Annotated in this window: 24 protein-coding genes; 10 read left to right on the forward strand and 14 right to left on the reverse strand. The window is 53.0% G+C overall.

The window, feature by feature from the left end; genetic code table 11:
- Positions 1-44 precede the first annotated feature (44 nt).
- The 6 genes from DBR02_RS03565 to DBR02_RS03590 all read left to right on the forward strand — a co-directional run bounded on the left by DBR02_RS03565 (position 45) and on the right by DBR02_RS03590 (position 1,860).
- Complete coding sequence (locus DBR02_RS03565) at positions 45-293, forward strand: helix-turn-helix transcriptional regulator (protein WP_107533502.1); 249 nt, start codon at positions 45-47, stop codon at positions 291-293.
- A 108-nt stretch (positions 294-401) separates the two neighbouring features.
- Positions 402-701, forward strand: coding sequence for a PerC family transcriptional regulator (locus tag DBR02_RS03570; protein ID WP_040117969.1), 300 nt, complete (start codon positions 402-404; stop codon positions 699-701).
- Positions 694-852: a DUF1317 family protein gene (locus tag DBR02_RS03575; RefSeq protein ID WP_107533503.1), complete on the forward strand. Its 159-nt coding sequence runs from the start codon at positions 694-696 to the stop codon at positions 850-852. The genes DBR02_RS03570 and DBR02_RS03575 overlap by 8 nt, the downstream gene beginning before the upstream one ends.
- Positions 849-1,040, forward strand: coding sequence for a DUF1382 family protein (locus tag DBR02_RS03580; RefSeq protein ID WP_045891207.1), 192 nt, complete (start codon positions 849-851; stop codon positions 1,038-1,040). Before DBR02_RS03575 ends, DBR02_RS03580 begins: the two co-directional genes overlap by 4 nt.
- A complete protein-coding gene (locus DBR02_RS03585) occupies positions 1,037-1,684 on the forward strand; it encodes an MT-A70 family methyltransferase (RefSeq protein ID WP_107533504.1) in 648 nt (215 codons plus the stop codon). The genes DBR02_RS03580 and DBR02_RS03585 overlap by 4 nt, the downstream gene beginning before the upstream one ends.
- Positions 1,681-1,860: a hypothetical protein gene (locus DBR02_RS03590; protein WP_063149221.1), complete on the forward strand. Its 180-nt coding sequence runs from the start codon at positions 1,681-1,683 to the stop codon at positions 1,858-1,860. Before DBR02_RS03585 ends, DBR02_RS03590 begins: the two co-directional genes overlap by 4 nt.
- Here DBR02_RS03590 and DBR02_RS03595 read toward each other — a convergent pair.
- The 5 genes from DBR02_RS03595 to DBR02_RS03615 all read right to left on the reverse strand — a co-directional run bounded on the left by DBR02_RS03595 (position 1,857) and on the right by DBR02_RS03615 (position 5,207).
- On the reverse strand, positions 1,857-3,110 hold the full coding sequence (locus tag DBR02_RS03595; RefSeq protein ID WP_107533505.1) for a tyrosine-type recombinase/integrase: 1,254 nt from the start codon (positions 3,108-3,110) through the stop codon (positions 1,857-1,859). The genes DBR02_RS03590 and DBR02_RS03595 overlap by 4 nt on opposite strands.
- A gap of 317 nt (positions 3,111-3,427) precedes the next feature.
- Entirely contained in the window at positions 3,428-3,910 is a 483-nt protein-coding gene (locus DBR02_RS03600) for a DUF2514 domain-containing protein (RefSeq protein ID WP_107533487.1), read from the reverse strand.
- Positions 3,907-4,533 (reverse strand): glycoside hydrolase family 19 protein, encoded by a 627-nt coding sequence (locus DBR02_RS03605; protein WP_107533488.1) that lies wholly within the window; start codon positions 4,531-4,533, stop codon positions 3,907-3,909. Before DBR02_RS03605 ends, DBR02_RS03600 begins: the two co-directional genes overlap by 4 nt.
- A complete protein-coding gene (locus DBR02_RS03610) occupies positions 4,523-4,816 on the reverse strand; it encodes a phage holin family protein (protein WP_047052275.1) in 294 nt (97 codons plus the stop codon). Before DBR02_RS03610 ends, DBR02_RS03605 begins: the two co-directional genes overlap by 11 nt.
- Positions 4,803-5,207 (reverse strand): putative holin, encoded by a 405-nt coding sequence (locus DBR02_RS03615; RefSeq protein WP_077579864.1) that lies wholly within the window; start codon positions 5,205-5,207, stop codon positions 4,803-4,805. The genes DBR02_RS03610 and DBR02_RS03615 overlap by 14 nt, the downstream gene beginning before the upstream one ends.
- Before the next feature lie 153 nt (positions 5,208-5,360).
- Here DBR02_RS03615 and DBR02_RS03620 point away from each other — a divergent pair, with 153 nt between their 5' ends.
- From DBR02_RS03620 to DBR02_RS03630, 3 genes are read left to right on the forward strand one after another with little or no spacing between them, the layout of a single operon-like run.
- A complete protein-coding gene (locus tag DBR02_RS03620) occupies positions 5,361-5,723 on the forward strand; it encodes a GtrA family protein (RefSeq protein ID WP_047052272.1) in 363 nt (120 codons plus the stop codon).
- Positions 5,720-6,637, forward strand: coding sequence for a glycosyltransferase family 2 protein (locus DBR02_RS03625; RefSeq protein WP_107533489.1), 918 nt, complete (start codon positions 5,720-5,722; stop codon positions 6,635-6,637). Before DBR02_RS03620 ends, DBR02_RS03625 begins: the two co-directional genes overlap by 4 nt.
- Positions 6,634-8,091 carry a glucosyltransferase domain-containing protein gene (locus DBR02_RS03630; protein WP_107533490.1) on the forward strand — a complete coding sequence of 486 codons (1,458 nt, stop codon included), beginning with the start codon at positions 6,634-6,636 and terminating at the stop codon, positions 8,089-8,091. Before DBR02_RS03625 ends, DBR02_RS03630 begins: the two co-directional genes overlap by 4 nt.
- Before the next feature lie 30 nt (positions 8,092-8,121).
- Here the strand turns inward: DBR02_RS03630 and DBR02_RS03635 are convergent, their stop codons facing one another.
- Positions 8,122-10,827, reverse strand: a complete 2,706-nt coding sequence (locus DBR02_RS03635; protein ID WP_059585504.1) for a right-handed parallel beta-helix repeat-containing protein — start codon at positions 10,825-10,827, stop codon at positions 8,122-8,124.
- A gap of 195 nt (positions 10,828-11,022) precedes the next feature.
- Between DBR02_RS03635 and DBR02_RS03640 the strand changes: the two genes are divergently transcribed.
- The gene (locus DBR02_RS03640; RefSeq protein ID WP_032671830.1) at positions 11,023-11,283 is read left to right on the forward strand and encodes a hypothetical protein; all 261 of its coding nucleotides are present in this window, start codon (positions 11,023-11,025) and stop codon (positions 11,281-11,283) included.
- 223 nt (positions 11,284-11,506) lie between these two features.
- Here the strand turns inward: DBR02_RS03640 and DBR02_RS03650 are convergent, their stop codons facing one another.
- From DBR02_RS03650 to gp10, 8 genes are read right to left on the reverse strand one after another with little or no spacing between them, the layout of a single operon-like run.
- A complete protein-coding gene (locus DBR02_RS03650; RefSeq protein WP_107533492.1) occupies positions 11,507-14,263 on the reverse strand; it encodes a hypothetical protein in 2,757 nt (918 codons plus the stop codon).
- Positions 14,263-15,828 carry a hypothetical protein gene (locus DBR02_RS03655; protein WP_107533493.1) on the reverse strand — a complete coding sequence of 522 codons (1,566 nt, stop codon included), beginning with the start codon at positions 15,826-15,828 and terminating at the stop codon, positions 14,263-14,265. The genes DBR02_RS03650 and DBR02_RS03655 overlap by 1 nt, the downstream gene beginning before the upstream one ends.
- Positions 15,828-18,356: a hypothetical protein gene (locus DBR02_RS03660; protein WP_107533494.1), complete on the reverse strand. Its 2,529-nt coding sequence runs from the start codon at positions 18,354-18,356 to the stop codon at positions 15,828-15,830. The genes DBR02_RS03655 and DBR02_RS03660 overlap by 1 nt, the downstream gene beginning before the upstream one ends.
- 12 nt (positions 18,357-18,368) lie before the next feature.
- A complete protein-coding gene (locus DBR02_RS03665) occupies positions 18,369-18,908 on the reverse strand; it encodes a virion core protein, T7 gp14 family (protein ID WP_032671835.1) in 540 nt (179 codons plus the stop codon).
- The gene (locus DBR02_RS03670; RefSeq protein ID WP_107533495.1) at positions 18,908-19,372 is read right to left on the reverse strand and encodes a hypothetical protein; all 465 of its coding nucleotides are present in this window, start codon (positions 19,370-19,372) and stop codon (positions 18,908-18,910) included. The genes DBR02_RS03665 and DBR02_RS03670 overlap by 1 nt, the downstream gene beginning before the upstream one ends.
- Positions 19,372-21,849, reverse strand: a complete 2,478-nt coding sequence (locus DBR02_RS03675) for a hypothetical protein (protein ID WP_107533496.1) — start codon at positions 21,847-21,849, stop codon at positions 19,372-19,374. Before DBR02_RS03675 ends, DBR02_RS03670 begins: the two co-directional genes overlap by 1 nt.
- A complete protein-coding gene (locus tag DBR02_RS03680) occupies positions 21,849-22,454 on the reverse strand; it encodes a hypothetical protein (RefSeq protein ID WP_040117947.1) in 606 nt (201 codons plus the stop codon). The genes DBR02_RS03675 and DBR02_RS03680 overlap by 1 nt, the downstream gene beginning before the upstream one ends.
- Positions 22,454-22,777 carry a capsid staple protein gene (gene gp10 / locus DBR02_RS03685; protein WP_045342894.1) on the reverse strand — a complete coding sequence of 108 codons (324 nt, stop codon included), beginning with the start codon at positions 22,775-22,777 and terminating at the stop codon, positions 22,454-22,456. The genes DBR02_RS03680 and gp10 overlap by 1 nt, the downstream gene beginning before the upstream one ends.
- Between the last annotated feature and the right edge of the window lie 27 nt (positions 22,778-22,804).

The following is a 22,804-nucleotide window of genomic DNA, read 5'->3' on the forward strand; positions in this document are numbered from 1 at the left end:
ACCGTGGCGCCACGGCGCCACACCTGCAACCAGGAGAGATAGTTATGAAAGGTGCATTGAGTAAGAAAAAACTCCTTGAGGTGGTGCCACTGTCATGGAGCACGATTGACCGCCTTGAACAGGCTGGCGAATTCCCGTCCCGTTTCTGGATCACCGATCGCCGCTGCGCGTGGGACCAGAGCGAAGTTGAAGCCTGGCTGGATAAACGTAAGGCGGCAAGTCCGGCGACGTTCACCGGAAAAAAGCCGCCAGTTGACCGCCGCGTTTATCGCCCGGTGAGTGCGGCAGCATGACGGCGCTGAAGAAGCATATCGGCAGATGGTCAGATGTATACCTGTATCTGGCCGTGGTCGCCTACCTGATGTGGCTGGCGGCGGTAATCAGTTGAGAGGATCCTGGGAATGAGAAAATTAACCCGCCTTGAAAAATATCACATGAACAAAGCATCGCAGCGCGGAACTGAAAAAGTTGTGGCAGTAACGCCGGAAGCAATGGAGATCGAAAGCCGGGCCATCGAGCGCGAGCGCCGCGGGCACTACAGAATCGCAGCCCGTCTCTGGCTCCAGTGCCTGGACGCTGCCGTCGGTGAAGTTGAGCGCGCCCGCATCGCGGTGCGCCGCCAGCAGTGCATCACCAAAGGGAACCGCACCCCGCATCTGGACTACAGCGGGATCGGATGTCGCGGGGTGGTGTATGACTAATCCGCACGACGGAATAACCGTGGGCAGTGTCACGCTGCCCTATTCCATCATTCGCCGTGGATGGGTAGCACCGAACGGCGACGTTATCAGAAACCCATTAAAGGCTCAGCGCCTGGCTGAGCTGATGAACAGCAAGAAGGTGGCGGCATGAACAAAGCAGCACCAGCAGATTTAAGAAAGTGCCTTGAGGCTGCAAATATGCTCGCCTCGTTCGGCATCCGATTTGTTCCAATGCCAGCAGCCACAGACGCGGAATACGCAATGCTGTCCGCAATGTTTATGGATAAGCTGGAGTCTCTTGCTGTAGAAGCTGAGAAGTCGGAAGGCGGTGCAGCATGACCGGAAAATACACTCTTATCTACGCAGATCCGCCGTGGGTATACCGCGACAAAGCAGCAGACGGCGAGCGTGGCGCCGGATTCAAGTATCCGGTTATGAACGTGCTGGACATCTGCCGCCTGCCTGTGTGGGATTTGGCTGCCGATGATTGCCTTCTGGCTATGTGGTGGGTTCCAACACAGCCGATTGAAGCGTTGAAGGTAATCGAGGCGTGGGGCTTCCGCCTCATGACCATGAAGGGTTTCACCTGGCACAAGACGAACAAGCATAAAGGCACCAGCGCGATCGGCATGGGCCACATGACCCGGGCGAACAGCGAAGACTGTCTGTTTGCGGTGCGCGGGAAACTCCCGGCGCGAATGGACGCTTCGATCTGCCAGCATGTCACGGCGCCGCGCCTGGAGAACTCGCGCAAGCCGGACGTGATCAGAGAGAAACTGGTGCAACTGCTTGGCGATGTGCCGCGCATTGAGCTTTTCGCCCGCCAGTCGTCACATGGCTTTGACGTATGGGGAAACCAGTGCGAAGGTCCGGCGGTGCAACTGCAACCCGGATACGCGCTGGATATAGCCGGTTTGACGCGGGCATTTGAACATGCTCCGTTGACATCAACAGACAACCAGGGCCGGGAGCGTGCAGCATGACTATATCTGACCATGCGGATTTAATCCGTCAACTCGAAGAGTGCCGCGCCGTGATACATCAAAAAACAGCACAGGTGAAATGGTTACAAACTGAAAATAGCCATTTGCATAAGAAGTGTGAAGAGTTGCAAATGGCTGTAGAAATACAGAGGGAGTTTATTAGATCGCGAAATTAACAGATCTGGTTCATCCACCTCTCAAATTTAGACGGGGAGAACGGCACCAGATCGGTGTGCTCCCCGTTAATCCAGGCATCAACCATATCCGCCCACTGCTGCAACATATAGGCACGCTGCCGGGCATACTCCGCTTTGTTATAAACCGCCCGGACTCCTTTCTGCTCGTGCGCCTGTGCCTTCTCTATCCAGTCTGATGGATAATCCGCTTCGTGCAGCAGCGTGCTGGCCGTCCGGCGCAGGTCATGCACAGTGAAATCATGTATTTTCTCGCCGTCTTTGTTTATGGCCTGCACGGTCCGGTCTATCAGCGAGTTCAGCGCGGCATTCGATAATGGCTTGCGGAAGTTGTAGCGCCCGGGCACCAGGTATTCACTGCCACCAGCGCACATTTGCAGGCCGACCAGCAGATCCTGCGCCTGCTTCGGCAGGTAAATCACATGCGCGCGCCTTGCCTTCATTCGGTCGGCGGGGATCGTCCATGTCCAGTTCCTGAAATCGATCTCTGCCCACGTCGCGTAGGTAAATTCGCCTTTTCGCACAAGCGTCAGCAGTACCAGCTTCAGCGCCATCTTCATGGTGCCCATCGCACCGACGTCATCCAGCGCACGGAAGAATATTCCAATTTCCTCAGGCGACAGCGTGCGCTCACGCGGCTTAAACATGGCGATCGATGATGGCTTAATGTCGGCAGCAGGATTGAACAGACCATGCCCGCGGTCGTTGGCGTACCGGTATACGCTGCTGATTATCTCCCTGACCTGAATCGCCGTCGCCCGTCCGCCACGCTCGACGATACGATCGCAAAGGTCGCGCACCATCCTGGTGGTTATCTCAGTCATCATTTTGTTTCCGAGCGCCGGGAGGATATCCCTGTCGATCACTGCCTGCTTCATGGCGCGGGTGCTGTCTGCCAGGGTGACGTGTTTCATGTAGGTGTCGGTATATACCGCGAATGTTTCGGCCCCGGCGATTTGCCTGATACCGTCACGTTTTGCCGCAGCAGGCGACTGGCCTGCCTTCAGCAGCTTTTTGGCGGCAATGAGTTCCTCGCGCGCTTCCGCCAGGCTGATACCGTCACGACCGTACTGGCCGATCACCAGCGTTTCCCGTCGGCCGTTGATGCGGTAGTCGTAGCGGAACGAGACAGAGCCTGACGTAAGCACGGCGACATACAGCCCGTCACGGTCGGAAACCTTATACAGTTTCTCCTGCGGCTTGAGGTTTTTCAGTTTGGTATCGGTAAGCACAGTTCACCCGTAATGCATCCATATTTTTGTCGGTATGAGAGTATACCTTTCGGGTAATACCGTCACCTGTACCGTCGAAAAATGTGGTGTAGAGTGAATAGATATGAGTAGATATAAACAAAAACCCTCTGCAATTACAGAGGGCTAGAGATGATATTGAATAGATATGATGTGCTATGAACTAGCTATACATCATTCCCACTCAATTATTTACGGCGTGCATAACCAATTGACTGATAACAACTTTCCGTAACATGATTTTCACCGTACCGTTTTATATACCGTCACCGGAAATCAGTACCATGAAAAATTCCATGTCACCTGGTCAGCGAATCGTACTGCTTTTCACAGACTCGTCCGGCTTCAGCGGCCCGGTCAGCGTACTCTGCCAGTTGTCGGTTTCGCTCGAGAGATTTGCTGAGCACGTCGGCAAGCAAAACTCCGGTGTCTGCGGCTGACGTCCCAGCGCCGACAGTGGCGTTATACTGCCTGAGCTGCTCACGGATGGCAACGAGCTGTTGCTGCAACCGGCCAGCGCGAGCGGCAGCATCAAGAGCATCATTGCGCGCCTGGTCGATCCTCTGCTGCGCTTCACGTTCATTGGTAGCTTTCTCCTGCTCGTCCTGCTGACGAGCTTTATCATCTTCGGCTTTGCGATCTGCCTTTGCCTGCGCATACCCGGCATCGTACTGGTGGCTGCCGTGTACATTCCAAGAAACCACTCCGACGATGACCAGAGCAGCAAGCATCAACACGATAAGCAACTGTTTCCAGTACGCTTTGACGAATGCCCAGATCATAAAAGTACCTTGCTGGCGGTGATGTACCGCGCGCGCCGGTCGTCGATACCGTTCTGCCCGCCATTGATGATCTGCGTGACGCGCACCAGGTCGCCAGTGTACTTCATGCAGCCTTTGGTTGCGAAGAACCACGCCGCACTGCGGGCCGCATATTCGTCCTGCGCCAGCAGTTCAGGCTGGCTAACCAGCTCAATTTTGAGCCCGTTGCCACAGTCGCGGTAGTTGTTCAGGCCGGTGATCTGGATAAGCCCGCGCCCGCGATAGAACCAGCCGTCAGTCGGGCCATTGTTCCCATTACGTTTGCTGTATACCAGGTTGGCGATCGCACGCTGGCGCTCCAGCGGTAACGATGGCTCACCAGCACGGCGGCCCAGCGCGTTGGCCTGGCCCTGAGTGAGACGCCCGGCACGGACGAATCCTGCCAGCCCGGTTACGCTGTAGTTGAAGTTCTCCTGAAGCCGTGTGAACCCTGTCGATTCATGGCCCACCTGCGCGATAAACATCGCCTGGTGCGCTGGCGCTTCAATGCCAAACTCTTTCATGGCCGCAGTGATATGCAGATACCAACGCGTGGCCAAAACGTCGCTGATGCCAGCTGCACGCTGGAATTGTTTAATGTCCATGCTGGGACCTCGTTATCTTGAAAATTTGCACCACGTTCCCTTTTGTCTTGATGAGAGCAGCCAGGAACACAGCTTTAATGATGACTTCTGACCAGTCGGCGCTGACGTAGTACCCATAGAACGTCCGTATAGGTACGCTGGCTGCCACAACGATCAGCAGATAGGCGAGCCAGCCGCCCCACCAGCGATGGCGTGACCCGTCACGGCGGAACAGAAGGACTCGGATAGCAATGCCGCCGCAGATAGCGGCATTCAGGATGAGAAGCAGTTCAGGACCGGTCATCGTCTTTTCTCCCCGGGATCAGGTCGCGTGGATTTCCAGAACGGTGATACAGCCAGGTACCGATACCAACAGCAACGATTGAAGAAACAAACGCCCCTGCTGAGTAAGCAACCCCTTTCTCAAACATATCTGTGGTGATGCCAGGGAAAGCGGATGCAAAGCCTATGAGAAGTGTTGCTGTCGGTTTGTAGAAGAGAAGGCCGCAGAAGAAGCTGAGGAACGCCAGAAGTAACCGCCGCTTTATGGGATACTCCACCGCTGAGGTAACAAAAATTACCGCACCAGCAAGCGCCCCTAAAGCCACCTCCGGCGGCACACCCGCGACCACAGACATTAGCGCGCTCAGGCTAAGCCCCTGATTCAGCGATTCCGTGGTTAACGAGTGCGACATAGTGACCACCGTTTAATGTGCATAAAGAACCCCCTTAGTTGGTGAGTTCATCATACACAATAAACCATATGTGGTTTAAAAAACCTCAGACAACTCTTAACGAAATTACCCAAAAGGTGATAAAGTAAGGTTTTATATTTTTCGGGCGTAAAAGTGCTTAAGTTATTCGCAAAGTACACATCGATTGGCGTCATTAACACGCTCATTCACTGGGTTGTGTTCGCTATTTGCATATATGCATTTCACACAGGGCAGGCACTTGGTAACTTCGCTGGGTTCGTCGTGGCAGTGTCATTCAGCTTCTTTGCAAATGCCAGATTCACTTTCAAGTCTTCCACCACAACCATGCGCTACATGCTTTACGTTGGATTTATGGGCTCGCTGAGCGCTGCTGTTGGTTGGGCTGCTGATAGGTCCGGAATGGCTCCGATCGTGACCCTTATTCTTTTCTCCGCCATCAGCCTGGTGTGCGGATTTATTTATTCAAAGTTCATTGTCTTTAGGGATGCGAAATGAAAATTTCTCTGGTCGTTCCCGTCTTCAACGAAGAAGACGCAATACCGATTTTTTATAAAACGGTTCGGGAATTTGAAGGGCTTCAGCAGCATGAGGTCGAGATAGTATTCATAAATGACGGCAGCAAAGACGCGACAGAATCAATTATAAACGCGCTTGCTGTTTCAGATCCGCTTGTGGTGCCGCTGTCGTTCACTCGCAACTTTGGAAAAGAGCCAGCTCTATTTGCCGGGCTTGATCGTGCCACCGGAGAAGCGATTATCCCGATTGACGTCGACCTTCAAGACCCCATCGAAGTTATTCCTCACCTGATTGAGAAGTGGCAGGCCGGCGCTGATATGGTTCTGGCTAAACGCTCTGATCGCTCTACAGATGGACGACTGAAGCGCATGACCGCTGAGTGGTTCTATAAGCTGCACAACAAAATCAGCAATCCAAAGATCGAAGAAAACGTTGGCGATTTCCGCCTGATGTCTCGTGAGGTAGTGGAAAACATTAAGCTCATGCCAGAGCGTAACCTCTTTATGAAGGGCGTATTAAGCTGGGTCGGTGGCCGCACTGATGTCGTGGAATATGCCAGGGCAGAGCGCGTGGCGGGTAACACGAAGTTTAACGGCTGGAAGTTGTGGAACCTTGCTCTTGAGGGGATCACCAGTTTCTCTACCTTCCCCCTGCGGATGTGGACTTACATCGGCCTGTTCGTCGCCGGTGCTGCATTCCTGTATGGCGCGTGGATGATTTTGGATACCATCTTTTTTGGGAATGCTGTCCGCGGATATCCTTCCCTGCTTGTTTCAATACTTTTCTTGGGAGGAATACAGTTGATAGGAATTGGAGTCCTCGGTGAGTACATTGGCAGGATTTACGTAGAAGTGAAGAATAGACCTCGTTACGTGCTGAAGGGAAGAAAATGATAAGAAATCTTAAAAATGATAAGTCTATATTTTTAATATCGCTGGCTCTATCATTTGTATATATATTGCCATTTATCATTAATAACAACTATGTTGTAGATGATTGGCTTAGGACTGATACCGGAGTTACTGCTTGGGAGGGTAACGGGAGGCCTCTTTCCTCTGTCATAATGGCTGCGATTAGCATGTTTGGCGGAGGTTTAAATTTCTTTGGGGATGGTGTTTTATATGATGTTTTCCCGCTTACCATTATATTATGCGCTTTTGTGATGATCTTTTGCGGGTATCTTATCTCTGTTGAGCTAAGCCTGAAATCCCCAATTGCTAAAGCAGCATGCATGTTACTACCACTGACTTCAACTTTATTCATTGGTAATATTTATTTCAGGTTTGACTCTTTAATAATGTCATTATCCTGTCTCGGGGCTATTTTACAGGCAAGGATGAGCGCAGAGAGAAGTATTGTCTGCTGGATTAGTTCGGTGGCGATTGGGTTTATTTCAATATCAATATACCAGGCATCTATACCATTCGTTTTATCTTACCTTGCATTAATGTGCTTTATGAGGTTCTGCAATGAAAATAAAAATGATGTTATTAACTTAATCTTAAAGGTATTTTCATCTCTTTTCTTTTCGTTCTTGCTTTATAAATTAATGATGCTGGTATTCTTTGATGGAGATTCCTATACCTCCGGATACACGGACACTCACTCTGAGTTAATACCACTTTCAGTTGATGGATTAAAGATATTTGTAAATAACTTCTCATTGTTTATAAATATGCTTTTCAAGGTTACTGCATTTGCCCCTAGTATTATTTTGTTAACATTGATAATTGTTATGTTGGTAATCTCATCAATAGAAAGAAATAAAACTACTGCATTTTCAGTGCTTGTATTTGTAGCAATAATAGTTCTCGGATTTGCTCCTTATCTAGTTTTGAAAAGCCCTATAGTAGAACCTAGAGTGATGATAGCCGCTGGATTATCATTTTGTGCACTACTAAAGGGTGCGGAAATGATGAGTAAATTAGGTGCTTTATCAAAATCATTGATTGTGGTAATTATTACATTCAATTTTAGCCAAGCATATGGAGTATCGAATGCTTTCAAAATCTATCAGCGTATAGACAGAGTGGTCGCTCAGAATATTGCCTACGACCTAATTGAATGTGGTTATAAAACAGGTGATAAGATAGTAATTTCTGGCTTCCCTTCTTATCCAGATTCTGTCAAGAGAATATACGATGCTATTCCGGTATCGCAATATCTAGTAGGTTCTGCCTTTGCAAACTACAGGTTCAAGTATAGCCTTATGAAACAGTATGGCATATCATCACCTATACCAAAAGATGAAAGGTTTAAAGGAGATGGAGAGATTATAAAAAACAATAGCCTTATTAAATTAATTAAATACGAAGATGGATACAGAATATATATAAATAGAATGTAAAATAACGCCCCCTTAGAGGGGCGTTATTATTTATAGCACTGAGTCATATTGAACCAGAGGTTTAAGACTGATGGTTACATCTGTTTGATTTGTTATCGCTGGAATAACAACACCAGATGGTCCGACCGCAATGTTAGCGATAACACCTGTCGTAGATGACCTCACAACATCTGTCGATGTGCCAGTAGTGCCTGTGTTAGCTAGTTGTACCTGCCTTGCTCCAAATGCATCTCCAGATCCTGCAATGGTTGCCTGCCAAACCCCTCTAAATAAGCTGGCTGGAATTGAAGTAGACGCCGATCCTGCTGGAATAGATATTCTTGTATTGTCGTAGAAAATTATGTCTGAGGCTGACATTGTGCTACGAGAACCAATGCTTAATGCTTGGTTTCCAGAAAATGATATATATGTCCTACCATCCAAAACAAACGATGATAGCAAACCCGCCTGGTTTAATGTGTTTAAATCAACAATGTTTCCATGAGCGATGATTGATTTGGGAATTCCAGAAATTTTATACCCAATTACACGATAGTTAAGCGACAGGTTGTTCAGTTGCTTAACGCTGTTTCCCACCAAACGTATGCGCTGACCTCTGTAAACTTTGTTAGTCCCCGCTCCAGCATTCACAGCTATGCCCTCAGTCGTATTGTTGACTGTGTTGCACTTCATGACAACACTATTGTGGCTGATATCAATATCCTGGAAAACGGCGTAGTTGTCGTCACCAGCACCTGTGCTTATTGCTACCCCATCGTATGCACGGAGTTCACAGTAGTTATTGTGTATCTTGACAAAAGGGTCTGGGTATGTGGCTTGCGTGGCTTCGCCACCACCACCAACATCAATGCATCGTGTATACTTAGCACCGATCAGTAGGCCTGTAGTTTCACTGGCAGGTACATCACGGGAACGGACATAGTTATCAGCGACAATCAGGTTATATGGTTCATAGTTGGGTGCCCAACCTGGTCCACACTTAGCGTAGATACCTACAACCCCATGCTCAAGGCAATGGTTGTTTGCGATGATAGCCTGGCCTCCACCATGGAAGTCAATACACTTGCGGCGGCAGTTACGAATCATATTCTCAGTAATTGTTACATTACGGATTCTTCGGTTTCGACCATGTGTGATACCGTAGCCTGGGTCGTAACTTGCGTTCAGTACATCATCCCCATCAGGGTGACCGATGTCTTCGATGTTATTCGCCATGTAGTTCAGGCGATATCCAGAGAGGACGTAGATGCCTGCACTGTAGCACTTGCGAATACGTGTATTAATAACCATCACGCCATCAGGTACATCTGCATCTGTGGTGTAATCACTTGCACCATAGGCTGCTGCTGTGTTACGGATGCCAATACCTACCGCACCAAAGTTAAACCCAGAGATGTCACAGTCATTGATAAGAATACCACGGCATGCACGTTGAACCTTCACACCGCAAGCCCAGCTACCGATGTTGCCGCCAAGGAACTTGCCCCACGTGTTCTGCCAACCTGAAGCTTGGCTGCCGTCTGCATTGTATTTAGGGAATTGACCTGTAACACCAGCGTATGCTCCGCCAGTATATGCGCTGGTATCAAGGGCATTATTTGGTGCAAGAACTAGAGCAGAATCGTACCCGAATCTGGCTTCTCCTTTCTCTGCATACCCAGTTGTGGTATCAATTGCAGGGAAGATTCCCGGACCCTTGATAGTTAAATCAACAGTAACATGCTCACAGGCTATGAGGCTTAACGCATCAAGGCCATGCGTCTTAACCAGCAATGTTCCATTGTGAATTTTGATACCCTTCTTTCCAACCAATGCAAGGCATGGGCTATAGTTATAAGTACCGTCAGAAAAGTCGGCTTCATTTGGATATTGAATAGCTAGGGCATAATTCTTACTTATTAGAAATGTGCCACCAGCAAGATCAAGATCACCATCAGTTTCGTCTATAAATTTTTGAAGTGCTAATGTGTCATCATCTTCACCATTGCCTATTGCTTCAAAATCGAAAGGACTTTTCCGCTCATTAAGTTTATCTTCTACAGTGCGATCGCCGTAACCAATCTTTGATGAGCCTGTTGGCTTCGCCAGCTCAATAAGAACGTCTGATGCTGATCCTGATGGTGGAAGAACAGGGAATGGATTGCCTGCACTATCAAAGGCGACAATTTTATTAGCCCTTGTAGCTGCATCTGGCAATGAAGGTATTGCCTCAGGAACGCGTAACGTGCGATTTAGATTGTTGTTTGCCAGCGTATCAACATAGTTTTTGGTGGCCGCATCTTGCGGGTCTCTCGGATCGCGTAAATTGCGAATGTAGTTGTTCAGCGCGTCATACCAGTTCGCGATGCTCGATGGCTTGCGAAGAGCCAGGCGGAACAAGCTGTATGCCTGCTGGATCAGCATAGTCAGCTTGTCAAAGGCATCTTCATGTACCTCAGCGAAGAACTTGCCCTGGTTGCGCAGGTCGGTTTCCTGCGTCGGCTCCAGTTCTCTGGCAATGGAAATCTTCCAGCCATTTGTCAACGGAGTGGTGAGAACCACATTACCGCCGCTGTATCCTCCTGCGTTCGTAACCGTATAGTCAGTATCCAGAACCAGGACTGTGATGTTTTCGTTGAGATCTACAACTGATACAGCAAGATCTGTTTTTTTGAATATGCGGAACGTGTACGGGAAGGATGTCGTAACGCCGTTCCCCGTGTAATCGTTATGGTCAACTACGGTTGATACCGTCATGGCCTGTCTCCAGTTAAGCAGCGCCCGGCGCGCGTGCATCATCTGGACAGTTTATTACCTAGCAAACCTTATATGAATTGAATGAATAACAATCAGGAAAGTTATTACCTTTTAGGTAAATGGCAATTCGTGCTGGATAGTATTTCGAACATTTGCTACTGTACATATATACAGTGAATGCATGGAGATTATCAGATGCAACGTCAGTATCATCACCCGCTGGAAAAAGGATTTGCCGAACGAATACACACGCCGGGAGGCGTCCGCTCCCTTGTTGAAGATTCTCACCTGATGACGTTGCTGCGCCAGCTTGGTGAGGATGGGTTTAACGTTGATGGTCCGATGGCTGAGTTGACTGCTCTGGTTAACTATGTCACCAGCTCGCAGATGTCCATGAAAGATCTGCAAATGCATCTTGATTACTGCGTGGAAAAACTGAAGCAGGAAACGACATAAAGTAAAGGCCGCATGCGCGGCCTCGTGACATGTCACAGTAAAGGAAGTTTAAAGATTATTGCGGCAATGATGACGAAGGTCGAGAAGTAAACGACCTTCGCCGACCACTCTCCTAACCACTTTTTCCTGATGGCAATTACAGTCACCCACAAATAGGCAGTACCGCATACAACTACGGAAGCAAACCAGAACAACATCAATCCAATACTGACTAAGATGTCCATCATTGGCCCACCGCCTTCCCGAGATCTGGAGCGCGCCGCGGTGTTGTTTCGCCGGGCTCCCACCAACTCGTTGTGTTAAATTCCCGCTGCGCGCGGTCCCTTACCCGATCGTTGTACCCAGGGTTCGCCATCTCCTGAAGCTGTTGCAGGATCAGGTGATTGGTAATGGCTTTTGCATACCAGAGGTTTGCGAACGGGGTGATCATTCGAGCCGTCTTAAGCGCGTCGGCACCGAATGAAGTTTCTTCCCCCTGCAATGCCTTCTGCGGGTTAGTGATCAGCAGTTTAGTTAACTGTTCTGCAAAGCTGAGCACTGGTCCGCCGATGGTAGCCGCGATACTGGAACCATATTGCGTATGGTCCTGGAAAAGGAAATCGCCGTAGATACCGAATGACCCACCTTTCAGAAGAGCCTGTACCCATGTAGTTGGCTTCGTCATATCCAGTGGATCATTACCGGTCAACAGGCTATTCATCTGGTTTGCAAACATCCCGGCCAGAGTCGTGCCTGCAATGTATGAAGCGAGGAATTTAAGAGCTGGTACCGTGTCCAGATCATTAGCCCGGTTTACCAGCTGGCGGAACCCAGCGAATGGCGTTGTCTTAAAGAGCATGAAACTCTTGATCAGCTGTCCGGCATCGTCTCGGGCATAGGTGTCAAGGCCGGTAGCGGTCGTTACGGCGCTGGTCATCTCGCCGTGCGTGATACCAAGAAGTTTCTGAGCGGCCTCGGCTCTGGCGTTACGTACCATGCGCGTGATGGTCTGCTCTGCTTCTGCGTCGAACGCCTCTTTCATTTTCTTCAGGCGCTCTGGTGGCATATCGCCAAGCGCGGCCAGCGCTGCATCACTACCTGCACGCACCTGCGCGATACGGTCAGCCATGATGTCGGCGATCACTTCATCAGGCACGGCGTAGATCGCATCAGGAGTCATACCCATGTGACCGGAGGTAGTCATTGGCTGTAGGTCTGCCGCTGCCATGATCGCCCAGTCTTCATTGCTCCAGCCTTTGTTAGCAAGGATGGTTTTATCTGACCCTTTTACGTCATCCAGAGTCTTAAATTTGCGGGTCAGTTCGCCAATGTTTTTATACATCAGCAGGCCAAAAGCCGCCTTGTTGGCGCGGTCCATGGCGATCAGACCTGACCATTTCAACGTTTTTTCTGCGAACCAGCCGGTGATTCCGCGCGACAGGTCAAAGCCGCCCATCTTCGATACGACAGCAGCATGCGAGTCCACAAGCAGGCCGAGCTCGGCATTGGCCTTTTTGGCATCACCGCTGAACAGGTTGCGAATGGTGTTTGCAGACAGGCGCATGCCGTCTCGGGTAAAGCCAAGAGCCTGGGCATTGGCGCGCATGATCGCCTGGTCGCTGGTTGCGGTCAGTACGCTGGTGCCGAGCATGGCGCTGGTCATCAGGTTGCGCAGGCCGCCAACCGCCGACGTGAATACGCTCGATGTGGCCGCACCGTTAAGCCCCGCCATTGAGTTAAACATGCGCTCAACCATCTTGCGCTCATCGTTCATCTTGCCGACTTCCTTTCCGCCGGTTACTGCACGCTGATATACGCGGTCCAGAACCAGCGAAAAGTTGCGGGTTGCGTCCGGGCCGAATGCTTTAACGACACCCAGATCGCGGGAGGAGGATTGCAGGTGCGACATCATTACGCCCACCACCGGCTGCTGCGTATAACGCTCCATGTAGGCGAAGTGCGACTGCGCATCCTTGAACGCCATCACCCTGCTCTGGGAACCGCGATTCTTTATCCCGCCGGTGCCCATGAACGCGCCCGGGTCGATTTTGTTGGCGCCATCGGTGGCCTTCGTTTCAAAGATCGCTTCCAGCGCCTGGCGATACTCGATGTCATTCATCGGGCTGCCGTCTGGATTAACGTAGTTGCTGCGATCCTGCGTGTTGTAAACGTCGTCCACCCATGCCTGGCGGGCAAACTCAATCGGAGGCTGACGGCCTGACAGTCGCGCTTTGGCCTGTTCTGCCACCGGCAATGATGCCAGCCATTCATCTCGCCCGGCGTTGCGAATAAAATCAGCGTCGTCCACATACGGCAGATGCCAGTCTTCTCGCAGGCCGATATCGAAACCGTTGTCGTTCATTTCCTGCCGGGCCCGGCTGGTGACGTCATTCCATACCTGGGCGATTTTTTTCGCCTGCGGGTTCCCGGTGTCCTCGCCATATAACTCTTTCAGGATCTGGAGCTGTGCAGACTTTGCCGCCTGCTGGTCGAACAGACTGCGGAAACGCTGCTCACCGAGTGCTTTGCTCTGCTCGAAGAATTTACGGACGTCATCACCGGCTTTGAGCAGTTCAGCACTGAGCTGGCGTGACCAGTCCTGATATGCTCCGGTTGCCAGTTCCTCGGCCGAGGTCACGGCAATATCCTTACCGTCAGTTGTGCGCCGTCCTGCGAAGATAAACTGCTGCAAATTGGCGGGTGTTTGCTGCTCTGGCGGGATATTAGCGTCGAGGGTATCTGTCACCCTGCTGATGGCGATCGCGTTCTGAGCGACGCGCTGACGCTTCTTATAAACGTCATGCACAACGCGCTGTCGCACAAGATCAGCGGCCTCCATGTACGTCTGCGCATCAGGGATGCCAGTCTTGCCTTCCCTGGCATTTTTTTTATGTACCTGGCGCACGGCCTCTTTGATACGGTCCTCAATACCTTTCAGCTCGTCAGCCTTTGGCTGGCGGCCCAGGGTCTGCGCAATGGCTTCAACACATGCCTGTTTCATTATGGATTCCTCAGGAAGCACGCGGCGGCGACTGAATAAACTTTCGATTCGTTCTGCACGGTCTGGATTTGTTCATCAAATTCAGCCAGAACATCGGAGAGTTTCGCCGGTTGCCCGGTGTCGGGGTGCGTAATTGTCAGGTCCGGATTAGTGGTCGCCATATCGCGCGCCGCCATCAGGTCGTAACTGTTGGATGAAATAGCCTGTCCGGTATCGGGATCCACACTGACCTGCCCGCCAGTTTCGTCTGCTGCCGTGAATGCGCTTTCGGCACGCGGAGCAGGAGCCTCTCCAGCCAGTTCTGACGGCGTTTCATACCTGACACCATTCTCTTCGAAAACCTGCTGCATTGCATGGTACTGCTCGCTTGCAGATTCCAGCATGCCAGGCCGGGCCGGACCATCCAGCCCGCGCGCCATCATACCGACGTTAACAGGCTGGCCGTCATTCAGCTGTCGATACGCTTCGTCCATGGCTGCCACATGGCTGTTGATGCTCTCGTTGCTGGCATGCAGCACCGGGGAGGATTCCAGATCGTAATAGAGCCCCTCATTCAGAGTGTGGGCGGCATCGATATCGCTTGGCTTAATAGCAGGAATATCTGTCGTGGCGGCAGGCTCTGTCACTGGTGACTGAGAATCCGAGCGAACCGGTGATCCTGGCGCGTCTGTCACTGGCGCTACTTCGGCCACAGGCGATGGCTCTGCGCTTGCATCAGGTGCGCTCTGCACTTCCGCCGCCGGGATCGGCGCTTCAGTATCTGCTGGAGGCGGCACGTCAGCATTTCGCGCGGCAAGGTGATGGGCACCACCAAAGGCGCCACCCAGCACTGCATCCACCAGAATCGCCTGGCCGTCGAATACCCGGTACTGTTTCGCCATCTCGGTGTAGCCTTTCTCCTCCAGTGTTTCGCCGACGGAGTAACGGTTCAGGCCACCGAACCCGGTGTTTATTGCCACACCTGAGGCAATGCGCGTTGCCAGAGTGGTGCCGATGGCAGCAGGTAAGGCCATGCCCGCTGCGTTGAAAAGGCTCTGCTGAGTTGCCAGGTTGCGCGCCGTCGACTCGTCTACACCCTTCCCTTTGAAATCCTGATAGGACTGTTCATACGTAGAGCTGAATGCCGTAGCTGCGCCGACCGCGGGGCCGCCGACAATGGTCGCACCAATGGCCGGCACGAACTGACCGAGGCCATAAAGAACCTCAGCAGCGGTGCCCTGGCTACCAACATCCGGCTTCACATACCCGCGAGCATCCTGCAACTGTTTGCCAATCGTGTCGTATGTTTCATTCAGCGCTTTATCGGCATCAGGAAACATCACACGGAAGATATTGACCGTTGGCGCCACGTCTGCGGTGAATGCCGGATCGCTGATCAGGCGTTTACTGAATCCGACGGCAGACTGTGCAAGGCCGAGAGTGCCCTCAGCCACGCCGCGCACCGGTGCGGCGATTGAACCCTGGAAGAATGTCGGCTCATAGTCTTCTGGTCGTGCCGGATTGGCCGCTGCTTTATCGTCGGTCCACGCCTGGCCTTCCGGAGCCAGAGAAAATACATCAGACATTATTCGACCCTCACAACGATAGCTTCATTGGTTTTCGGATCCGTCGCCCAGCGCCCGCTGCCGCTTACCAGTCGATACTGGTTGTTGCCAATGTTGACTGGCGTGAAGTTTGATGCGGAGTTTACGTTCAGACCGGCATCTTTCAGCGCCTGCTGTGCAGATGCGGTGTAGCGGTCCTTGAAGGTGGATTTATCCATGCCGAACGGCATTACCACATCGCCACCATTAAAGCCCTTGTACACGCCCCCTGTGGCGTATTGCGCCGCCTTTTCCACTACGTCGGAGTTGGCTGCATCAGTGCGCGTCATGGAGGCATCACCTGACTGATAAGCGATCCCGGCGTAAGCTGCCTTGAAAAGGTTATAACTGAGCTGGCGCGCCTGCGCGTTATTGGCGAATGCATTACCCACCTGATCGTCGAATGCTCGTTTCAGCTTATCTTCGCTCGGCAACTGCACCGGGGTTATACCAGCATCTTTCATTGCCTTCGTTGGATTGAGCAACTGATCGCCAGCGAGGATCACCTTCGATACGTCGTACTTATTCATGGTCGGCTTGTAGCCAATGAACTGACTGTATGCGATCGATGGTTTTTTGTTGTCGTACTGGTTATCCGGCGTCCCCAGCAGCAGCGCGGAATATGCAGTTGCTGCGTTGTTAGGCGCAATGGCAGACGCGACCTGGCGCATTGCCGGAGCGGACAGCGTTTCCCCCATGCTCTGTAACAGGCTGATTGTCTGGTTTACGTCTTTGGTACCGCGTACCTGTTCAGACAGTGCCGCAGCCTCCTCACTGGACAGAATAGGCGCATTGATGCCCAGCGCGCGCAGGCTTTCCTGTGAAGAGAAACGGTTAGCAACCTCAGCTGTGATGTCGTTAGGGTTGTTGCTGGCGATCGGCTTATAGGCTCCAATCTCCACCGCGGCGTTGAACGGGTTGTTCTGCCTCTGGCTGATCACCTTTGAGGCCGCCGCCGATACCTGATCGAATAATTCAGCGCGGGATGCATATCCCTCGCCTGTTTCCTCGGTTCCTGGCTTCAGCTGATTGACGTAGGCTGTGATGCTGCTCGTCGGCATGTTGCGGAATGAGCCAATGTACTGCCCGGCGATCTGCGTATTCCGAAACTCGGTATAGCGGAGATTACCTTCCCGCACCCCATAGGCAACCAGGAAGTCGGTCTGCGTTGGTGCATCAGGGAAATCAACACCGCGCATGTATGCCGCGCTGGCATCGCGAACCCGACTGTCGATACTGGTGCGATATTCCGCCTGCTGCTGCTTGCGAATTTGGTCAGCCTGGCGAAGGAAGGTTGCCTGCGCTTCAGGAGATGCAGCGTCGAATGCAGCATTGCCGGTATATCGCTTGGTGCTGGTCGGAAGCTGTGACAGGCCAATAGCTGCACTGACACCGGTGGCGAGCTGCTGGTCGCTGTATGGCTGGCTCCCGTTCTCATGCTGGATGATTGCAGCACATAGAGCCTTCAGCGTGTCAGGGTTTGATGCGTCAAGCTGCTGATCCGCAGTTACGCCGAGCTGTGCACATACTGCCTGAATGTAAGCATCGGTGTTGTTATTGTCAGATGGCGGCGCCCAGCGGTTGATAATGTCACTGACGGTATCGATGCCCTGGCGCTGATAAGACAGCAGGTTGCGGCCCAGCGCGCGAATGCCATGCTCCGGAGTTTCGAATTTAGCAAATCGACCATCATCACCGGTCTGCCCAACCCACGGATTAGTTTTGCTGTACTCGAGGTTTCCGGGGTTGTTATTGCGAATGCCGCGAGCGCTGTCGCCTGAACCGCCTTCCGATACCGCACGACGTGATCCAACAGCCGTGTCGCTCAGCTCACCATTGCTCTGAATGAACTCGATAGAGTTGTTAGCAGACCACTGAGAGAGAGCCGTATCAGCGACCTTCTCTTTAAATTCGGTCTTTTTCGCCTGAATCTGCTCGGCACTCCAGCCATGCGCGGCGCCATAGGTTTCGATCTGCTGAAAGGTCTGCTGGTTGTACAGCACGTAGTTGGCGTTATCGCCGTACGCAGATGCTGCCAGTTTCCCGTTGTTCGCCAGCGTCGCCTGGAACTGTCCTTCTTCATAGGCGTTAAGCTGGCTGATCTCGTGGCGTCCGGCCTGCGTCGTGAACTGAATGCGCTGCTGCTGTGCTTGCTGAAGGAACCCGGCACGGGCACCTTCTGGCAGGGTCATGGCGATCTGCTCTGCCTGGGAATCAAACTGTTGGGTGTACTCCTGGCCCTTACCCAGTGCATTCTTACCCTGAAGATTCAGCAGACCGGTATCGGGATTCGTCAGCAGATCACTCGATACCTGACTCAGTTGCAGCGATGCATCTTGCGCCTGGGCGACATCCGCCCTCTGCTTGGCCTGCGCGAACATGTCGATCGCCTTTGGCGCGACCTGAGAAATGACGTCGCCGACATTCGGCTGTTCGAACGCCTGAAATCCAGGAGACTGGAATCCGCGGCTTTCAACCTGGCGCCCGCTGACTGTTGGTACTGTTGGCATTTCGATATCTCCTTATCGACCGGTTGGCGTGCCGACGGCTGCGCTGATAGGTGCGGCCTTCTGTGAGAATGGCGACCACGTCCCACCAGCCATTTGATAGGCTCCGTAAGCCTGTAGCGGCGTTGTGAGCAGCGTTGTCATCGCCCCCATATTCCCCTGCTTACGCGCGGATACCGCCTGGGCGTCATAGTTGGCGGACTGCACCTGATAGCCGTAAGCCTCGCGCTGGGCGTTGTTAACGGTCGTCAGAGCATCCAGCGTGCCGAACTGAGCGGTATCTCCGAAGATATCCAGAGCATTACCGGTTGAGAGGTCTGCCCCGGTGGCCCCCATGGTTGCAGCCTGGGTGCCGGCTGCCTGGCGATTACGGCGGCGCACTTCCTCGGCCTGGGCATTGCCACGGTTAATCGAGTCCTGCGCCTGAGCTTCTGCCACATCCGCATTCTGCTCAGCAACAGCGGCAGAATATTTCCCTGTCTCATACTGGTTGTAAGCTGACAGCGCGCCTGCTGCGAGAGTCGCACCGGCTAAGATTGTGGTGGGTTCGCACATTATTTTTTCTCCATGTGGAAGCGATGAAACAGAAGACCGTGAGCGCCGTACGGCTGTGGTTCTTCAATGGTGAATCCCAGCCAGTGCAGCCAGATACGCGCTGTGTGGTTGCGGGCATCTACATAGTTTTCAAGATACGGGTAAACAGCCAGCATTGCATTGACCACTTTCCCGCAGCGGCGCAGGAAAGTGCGTTGGTATTTCTCCAGCGCATCGGTGCCCACCAGCCACGGGATACCGTTGCCGCCGATCATTGATGCCGGGGCCACGCCGAAGATGGTCACCCCTTCCCCGTTGATAAGCCCGGCGCAGGCGAAAGTTGACGTGCGCAGACCGGTTTCCAGAACGCGGCGCGGGCTCCATCCGTTTGTCGCCATAAATTCATCAACGTCAGCCTGGCGGACATGCGGGAGCATAGCTTCGATATGTTCCTGGGTTGCCGGTACGATCTGAGCTTTAATCATCAGAATCCCCCGACCGTCATGCGCGGCAGGACCGCCAGAACAGAAAGCGGCAGTGGGTCGAGCTGGCGCACCTTAACGCGTCCGTTCTTATCCCAGTTGCTGTCGAGCTTCACTTCCACCTTCCCGGTAGCGTCATCAACCGGATCGTCGTAGAACTCAAACTCACGCTGAGGATACTCGTACCATTCTCCGCCCGGAGTGGTTGCCCAGATGCCGCGGCTGGCGTTGACCACCATCGTCACAGTGGGGATCACCTGCTTTTTATCCAGCAGCGTTTCCTGCCCGTTGATATTGATGTCCAGCGTTTCGAATTCAGCGGTGATCGGCAGCCCGATATGCACCACTGCGCCCGGTGATTCCAGCGTGACAGCACCACCGGTTACGGTTTTCTGTGGCTCTACGCTGGCATCGGAGAGGATGTTGACTGTCTGGCCTTCGAGGTGTGACAGACCGCTGAAAGTCTGGCGGGCCATCTGCCAGTTAGTTGTGGCCGCAGTGCGCAGTACCGCGGGTACGTTACGGTTGAAGCGCACAACCACGGCGGTATTACTCGTTACGGAGATAATGTCGCCACGCAATTCTTTCGCCACCACTTCGCCGGTATCAGGATCCGTTTCTGAGTACGGGAACTGGATCTGAGCGCCAACGTCAGTGCCCACGAAATACGCCCCGCCGCTTATCGTCACCGGGTAGTCAACCTGATAGCTCCAGTCACCACTGCCGCCGCTGATGGTCATAGTACGTGTTGAGGTATTGCGTCCGTCATAGCTCAGTCCGCAATCGACAAAGAACGCATCTTCATCACTGGTAAACAGGCGGCTGGACAGGCGCTCTATGTAACGTTTCGTCTGTCCGTTGATGGTGCGGTTAACCACGAAGTAAACAGCGTCCTCGCTTCCTTCGCTGATGGAGCAGGTGCTTTCGTACTTTCCAGTGCTGGACTGCGGTGCCCAGGCAAATACCTGTTGGTCGCGCAGATAGGTCAGCACCAGCAGTTTGCCGTCATCGCGGATGCAGAACGCGCTGCTGTACGGCACGATGCAGAATGACCAGTCGACAATGCTGCGCTTCTGGAACAGGTGGTTTGCCAGTATGGTCAGGTCAGTGCCCTGGTATCCGTCCACGTCGAAGGAGTAAGCCAGATCACGGACCACGCTCCCCTTCTCCTGGATGAACAGCGCGATGTTTGCCACCGCGATCGGCGGCACATTGCTGGAGCCGTTGTTTCCCTGCGAGCTGAACGAAAACGCCGACGGCGTGAGGACCTTATTCTGGTCTCCGGATATCGTATATTCCCCGCCGGATGTCAGCGCGACCAGGTTGCCGACGTCGATAAGATGGCGTATCTCATTCACCTGTCGCCCGGCGTAGGTGTAGATGATGCGATCGTCATCCTGAATAGGGTTATTCTTGCCGAAGTCTTTATAGTCACCGGTCCGGCTCGCCCAGATCGTTTGTGGGTACGCGGTGGACGCGGCGAAATACAGGCGCTGCTGATAGTAAACAACCGTGCTCGGGTAGCCGTTGACACTGTTCCATGCGTACCGTGCCCACTTGTAGCTGCCATTAGCCGATCCGACAACCTGCGACGGGATATAGCTCACCACCGTAGCAGTGGCTGTCAGGCCGTCGCTGGCTACGGCTGTAATGCGCGCAATGCCGAAACCGCTGTGCAGGTATTCCCACTGGATTCCGGTATCACTATCCCCGGTTCCGCCCCATCCATCCCAGGACATGCCTTCCGTGTGAGAAGGCCGCAGGGCCCCGGTCTTGCCGGAAGTATTGGCACGGTAGTAGTTGCTGTCGGCGCGGCGTACATCGTTGATAGCGGTGGTCTTGCTGGTCTCCCATACGGGAACGGAATCAACCGCAGGCTGTTCGAGGTAAAACAATTTACCTACCTGCTCAGATCCGAATATGGCGGAGCTTGCCGTCAGCGTAATAGTACCGGTGCTGGCGCTGGCGTATACCTTCACTGACTCGTCAACGTTGATATCTTCGAACGGTCCGTTTTTGGTGGTGACATCAACGATCTGCCAGTTGTCGTGCGCGTAACGGCGCAACTCCTTCGGCGGATAGGCCGGGTGAACCAGCGTAAGCACGTCTGCGCTCTGCGTGAATTTGATGCGGAACAGGTCAGTCTCAGCATACGGCATCGCCAGTTCGTAGATCACATTGCTGCTGTTCAGCACATACGCGCCGTTTTTGATGACGCGCATATAGTTGTGCCCGAACTCCAGCGCATAAGTCTGGACGGTCGAGAACTGGAAAGGGATAAGGCGGCATTTTCGCGTCGGATATTTGGCTTCGCCGACGAAGCGCGTGCCCGGGCGATTCTCCACCCCGCCATACTGACGGACAATAAAGTTGTCGCACTTGCGCAGCGCCACCTGATACTTCGACATATCGATGCGCCCGTACAGCGACGGGCCAATTTCACCGCCGGCAAAGCTCGGCTGAATCCAACTGAAAGCCATTATGACAACCTCGCTGCGGTGAACTCATCAACTGGCGGCTGCGGCTCCTGGGATTCGTTCTGGCTGTGCGAGCCAGCGCTCAGGATGACGCTGCGGTACATGGTCAGTGCGTTGTTACCGAGATCTGCGCTGCCGGTCAGCGGCATATTGATGGCGGCGGCCAGACGCCAGGACAGCGCTTCCATGAAGATTGCATCGAACATGTTCACGTCGGTGACGCGCGCGATATACTTCAGCCATGCCTGAGGCTGATCGGTGTAGATCAGCTTTCCGGTGCCGTCGGTATCAGCCCCAACCTCATAGTTGATGCGCATGGCCGCCGTGGGATTACGTATGCCGGGCACCATAATTTCGGTGATGCGCAGGCAGTCAGTCGGATACTGGTAGGAATAAGCCCAGTCCGGCGGCGGATTGTTGGTATCGGCCAGCGCCAGGCGTTTGGTGGCAAAGTTCCAGTCGAAGTCCGCCAGCGCAGCATCGCGGCAGGAATCGAAATGCAGGGAGCACTGCCCGGCTTCTTTGCTGGCCTCGGTCAGGCTGTTAATGCTGCGGCTGTTCCCGATATTGCTCAGCGCGCGGTTACAGATCTCGATAACGGAGGCCATTAATCATCCTCCCCGCCGTAGAGAGTTTGGGCGGCAGTTTTGGGCTGCTCACCAGATACCGGGCTGAGTGCCATGTCAGTAATCTGCAAGCTGGCGTTATGCTGCATGCCATCTTCCGTTTCTCGGGTAGAGGTGGAACGAATTATGGCTTTCGCGGTGATCATCACTTCAGTACCAGCGGATTGTGGCGTTGCCTTGAGCTTGGCGAGCGTCTCGTTGTTCAGCTCAATGCAAAGGCCCCATGGATAATCATCGCGAGTCTGGGTTTTACCATCCTCATCCTGATAGGTGTCAGTTCCAGTTTTGAGGTTTACCAGTTCCATAGCGGACTCCTGCAATAAAGGGGCCGA

The sequence above is a fragment of the Enterobacter cloacae complex sp. genome (assembly GCF_900322725.1).
Lineage (GTDB): Bacteria > Pseudomonadota > Gammaproteobacteria > Enterobacterales > Enterobacteriaceae > Enterobacter > Enterobacter quasihormaechei.

Coding starts and splice junctions, on each gene's coding strand:
- DBR02_RS03565 (WP_107533502.1), top strand. CDS start 45: ATGAAAGGTGCATTGAGTAAGAAAAAACTCCTTGAGGTGGTGCCACTG.
- DBR02_RS03570 (WP_040117969.1), top strand. CDS start 402: ATGAGAAAATTAACCCGCCTTGAAAAATATCACATGAACAAAGCATCG.
- DBR02_RS03575 (WP_107533503.1), top strand. CDS start 694: ATGACTAATCCGCACGACGGAATAACCGTGGGCAGTGTCACGCTGCCC.
- DBR02_RS03580 (WP_045891207.1), top strand. CDS start 849: ATGAACAAAGCAGCACCAGCAGATTTAAGAAAGTGCCTTGAGGCTGCA.
- DBR02_RS03585 (WP_107533504.1), top strand. CDS start 1,037: ATGACCGGAAAATACACTCTTATCTACGCAGATCCGCCGTGGGTATAC.
- DBR02_RS03590 (WP_063149221.1), top strand. CDS start 1,681: ATGACTATATCTGACCATGCGGATTTAATCCGTCAACTCGAAGAGTGC.
- DBR02_RS03600 (WP_107533487.1), bottom strand. CDS start 3,910: ATGATCTGGGCATTCGTCAAAGCGTACTGGAAACAGTTGCTTATCGTG.
- DBR02_RS03605 (WP_107533488.1), bottom strand. CDS start 4,533: ATGGACATTAAACAATTCCAGCGTGCAGCTGGCATCAGCGACGTTTTG.
- DBR02_RS03610 (WP_047052275.1), bottom strand. CDS start 4,816: ATGACCGGTCCTGAACTGCTTCTCATCCTGAATGCCGCTATCTGCGGC.
- DBR02_RS03615 (WP_077579864.1), bottom strand. CDS start 5,207: ATGTCGCACTCGTTAACCACGGAATCGCTGAATCAGGGGCTTAGCCTG.
- DBR02_RS03625 (WP_107533489.1), top strand. CDS start 5,720: ATGAAAATTTCTCTGGTCGTTCCCGTCTTCAACGAAGAAGACGCAATA.
- DBR02_RS03630 (WP_107533490.1), top strand. CDS start 6,634: ATGATAAGAAATCTTAAAAATGATAAGTCTATATTTTTAATATCGCTG.
- DBR02_RS03635 (WP_059585504.1), bottom strand. CDS start 10,827: ATGACGGTATCAACCGTAGTTGACCATAACGATTACACGGGGAACGGC.
- DBR02_RS03640 (WP_032671830.1), top strand. CDS start 11,023: ATGCAACGTCAGTATCATCACCCGCTGGAAAAAGGATTTGCCGAACGA.
- DBR02_RS03650 (WP_107533492.1), bottom strand. CDS start 14,263: ATGAAACAGGCATGTGTTGAAGCCATTGCGCAGACCCTGGGCCGCCAG.
- DBR02_RS03655 (WP_107533493.1), bottom strand. CDS start 15,828: ATGTCTGATGTATTTTCTCTGGCTCCGGAAGGCCAGGCGTGGACCGAC.
- DBR02_RS03660 (WP_107533494.1), bottom strand. CDS start 18,356: ATGCCAACAGTACCAACAGTCAGCGGGCGCCAGGTTGAAAGCCGCGGA.
- DBR02_RS03665 (WP_032671835.1), bottom strand. CDS start 18,908: ATGTGCGAACCCACCACAATCTTAGCCGGTGCGACTCTCGCAGCAGGC.
- DBR02_RS03670 (WP_107533495.1), bottom strand. CDS start 19,372: ATGATTAAAGCTCAGATCGTACCGGCAACCCAGGAACATATCGAAGCT.
- DBR02_RS03675 (WP_107533496.1), bottom strand. CDS start 21,849: ATGGCTTTCAGTTGGATTCAGCCGAGCTTTGCCGGCGGTGAAATTGGC.
- DBR02_RS03680 (WP_040117947.1), bottom strand. CDS start 22,454: ATGGCCTCCGTTATCGAGATCTGTAACCGCGCGCTGAGCAATATCGGG.
- gp10 (WP_045342894.1), bottom strand. CDS start 22,777: ATGGAACTGGTAAACCTCAAAACTGGAACTGACACCTATCAGGATGAG.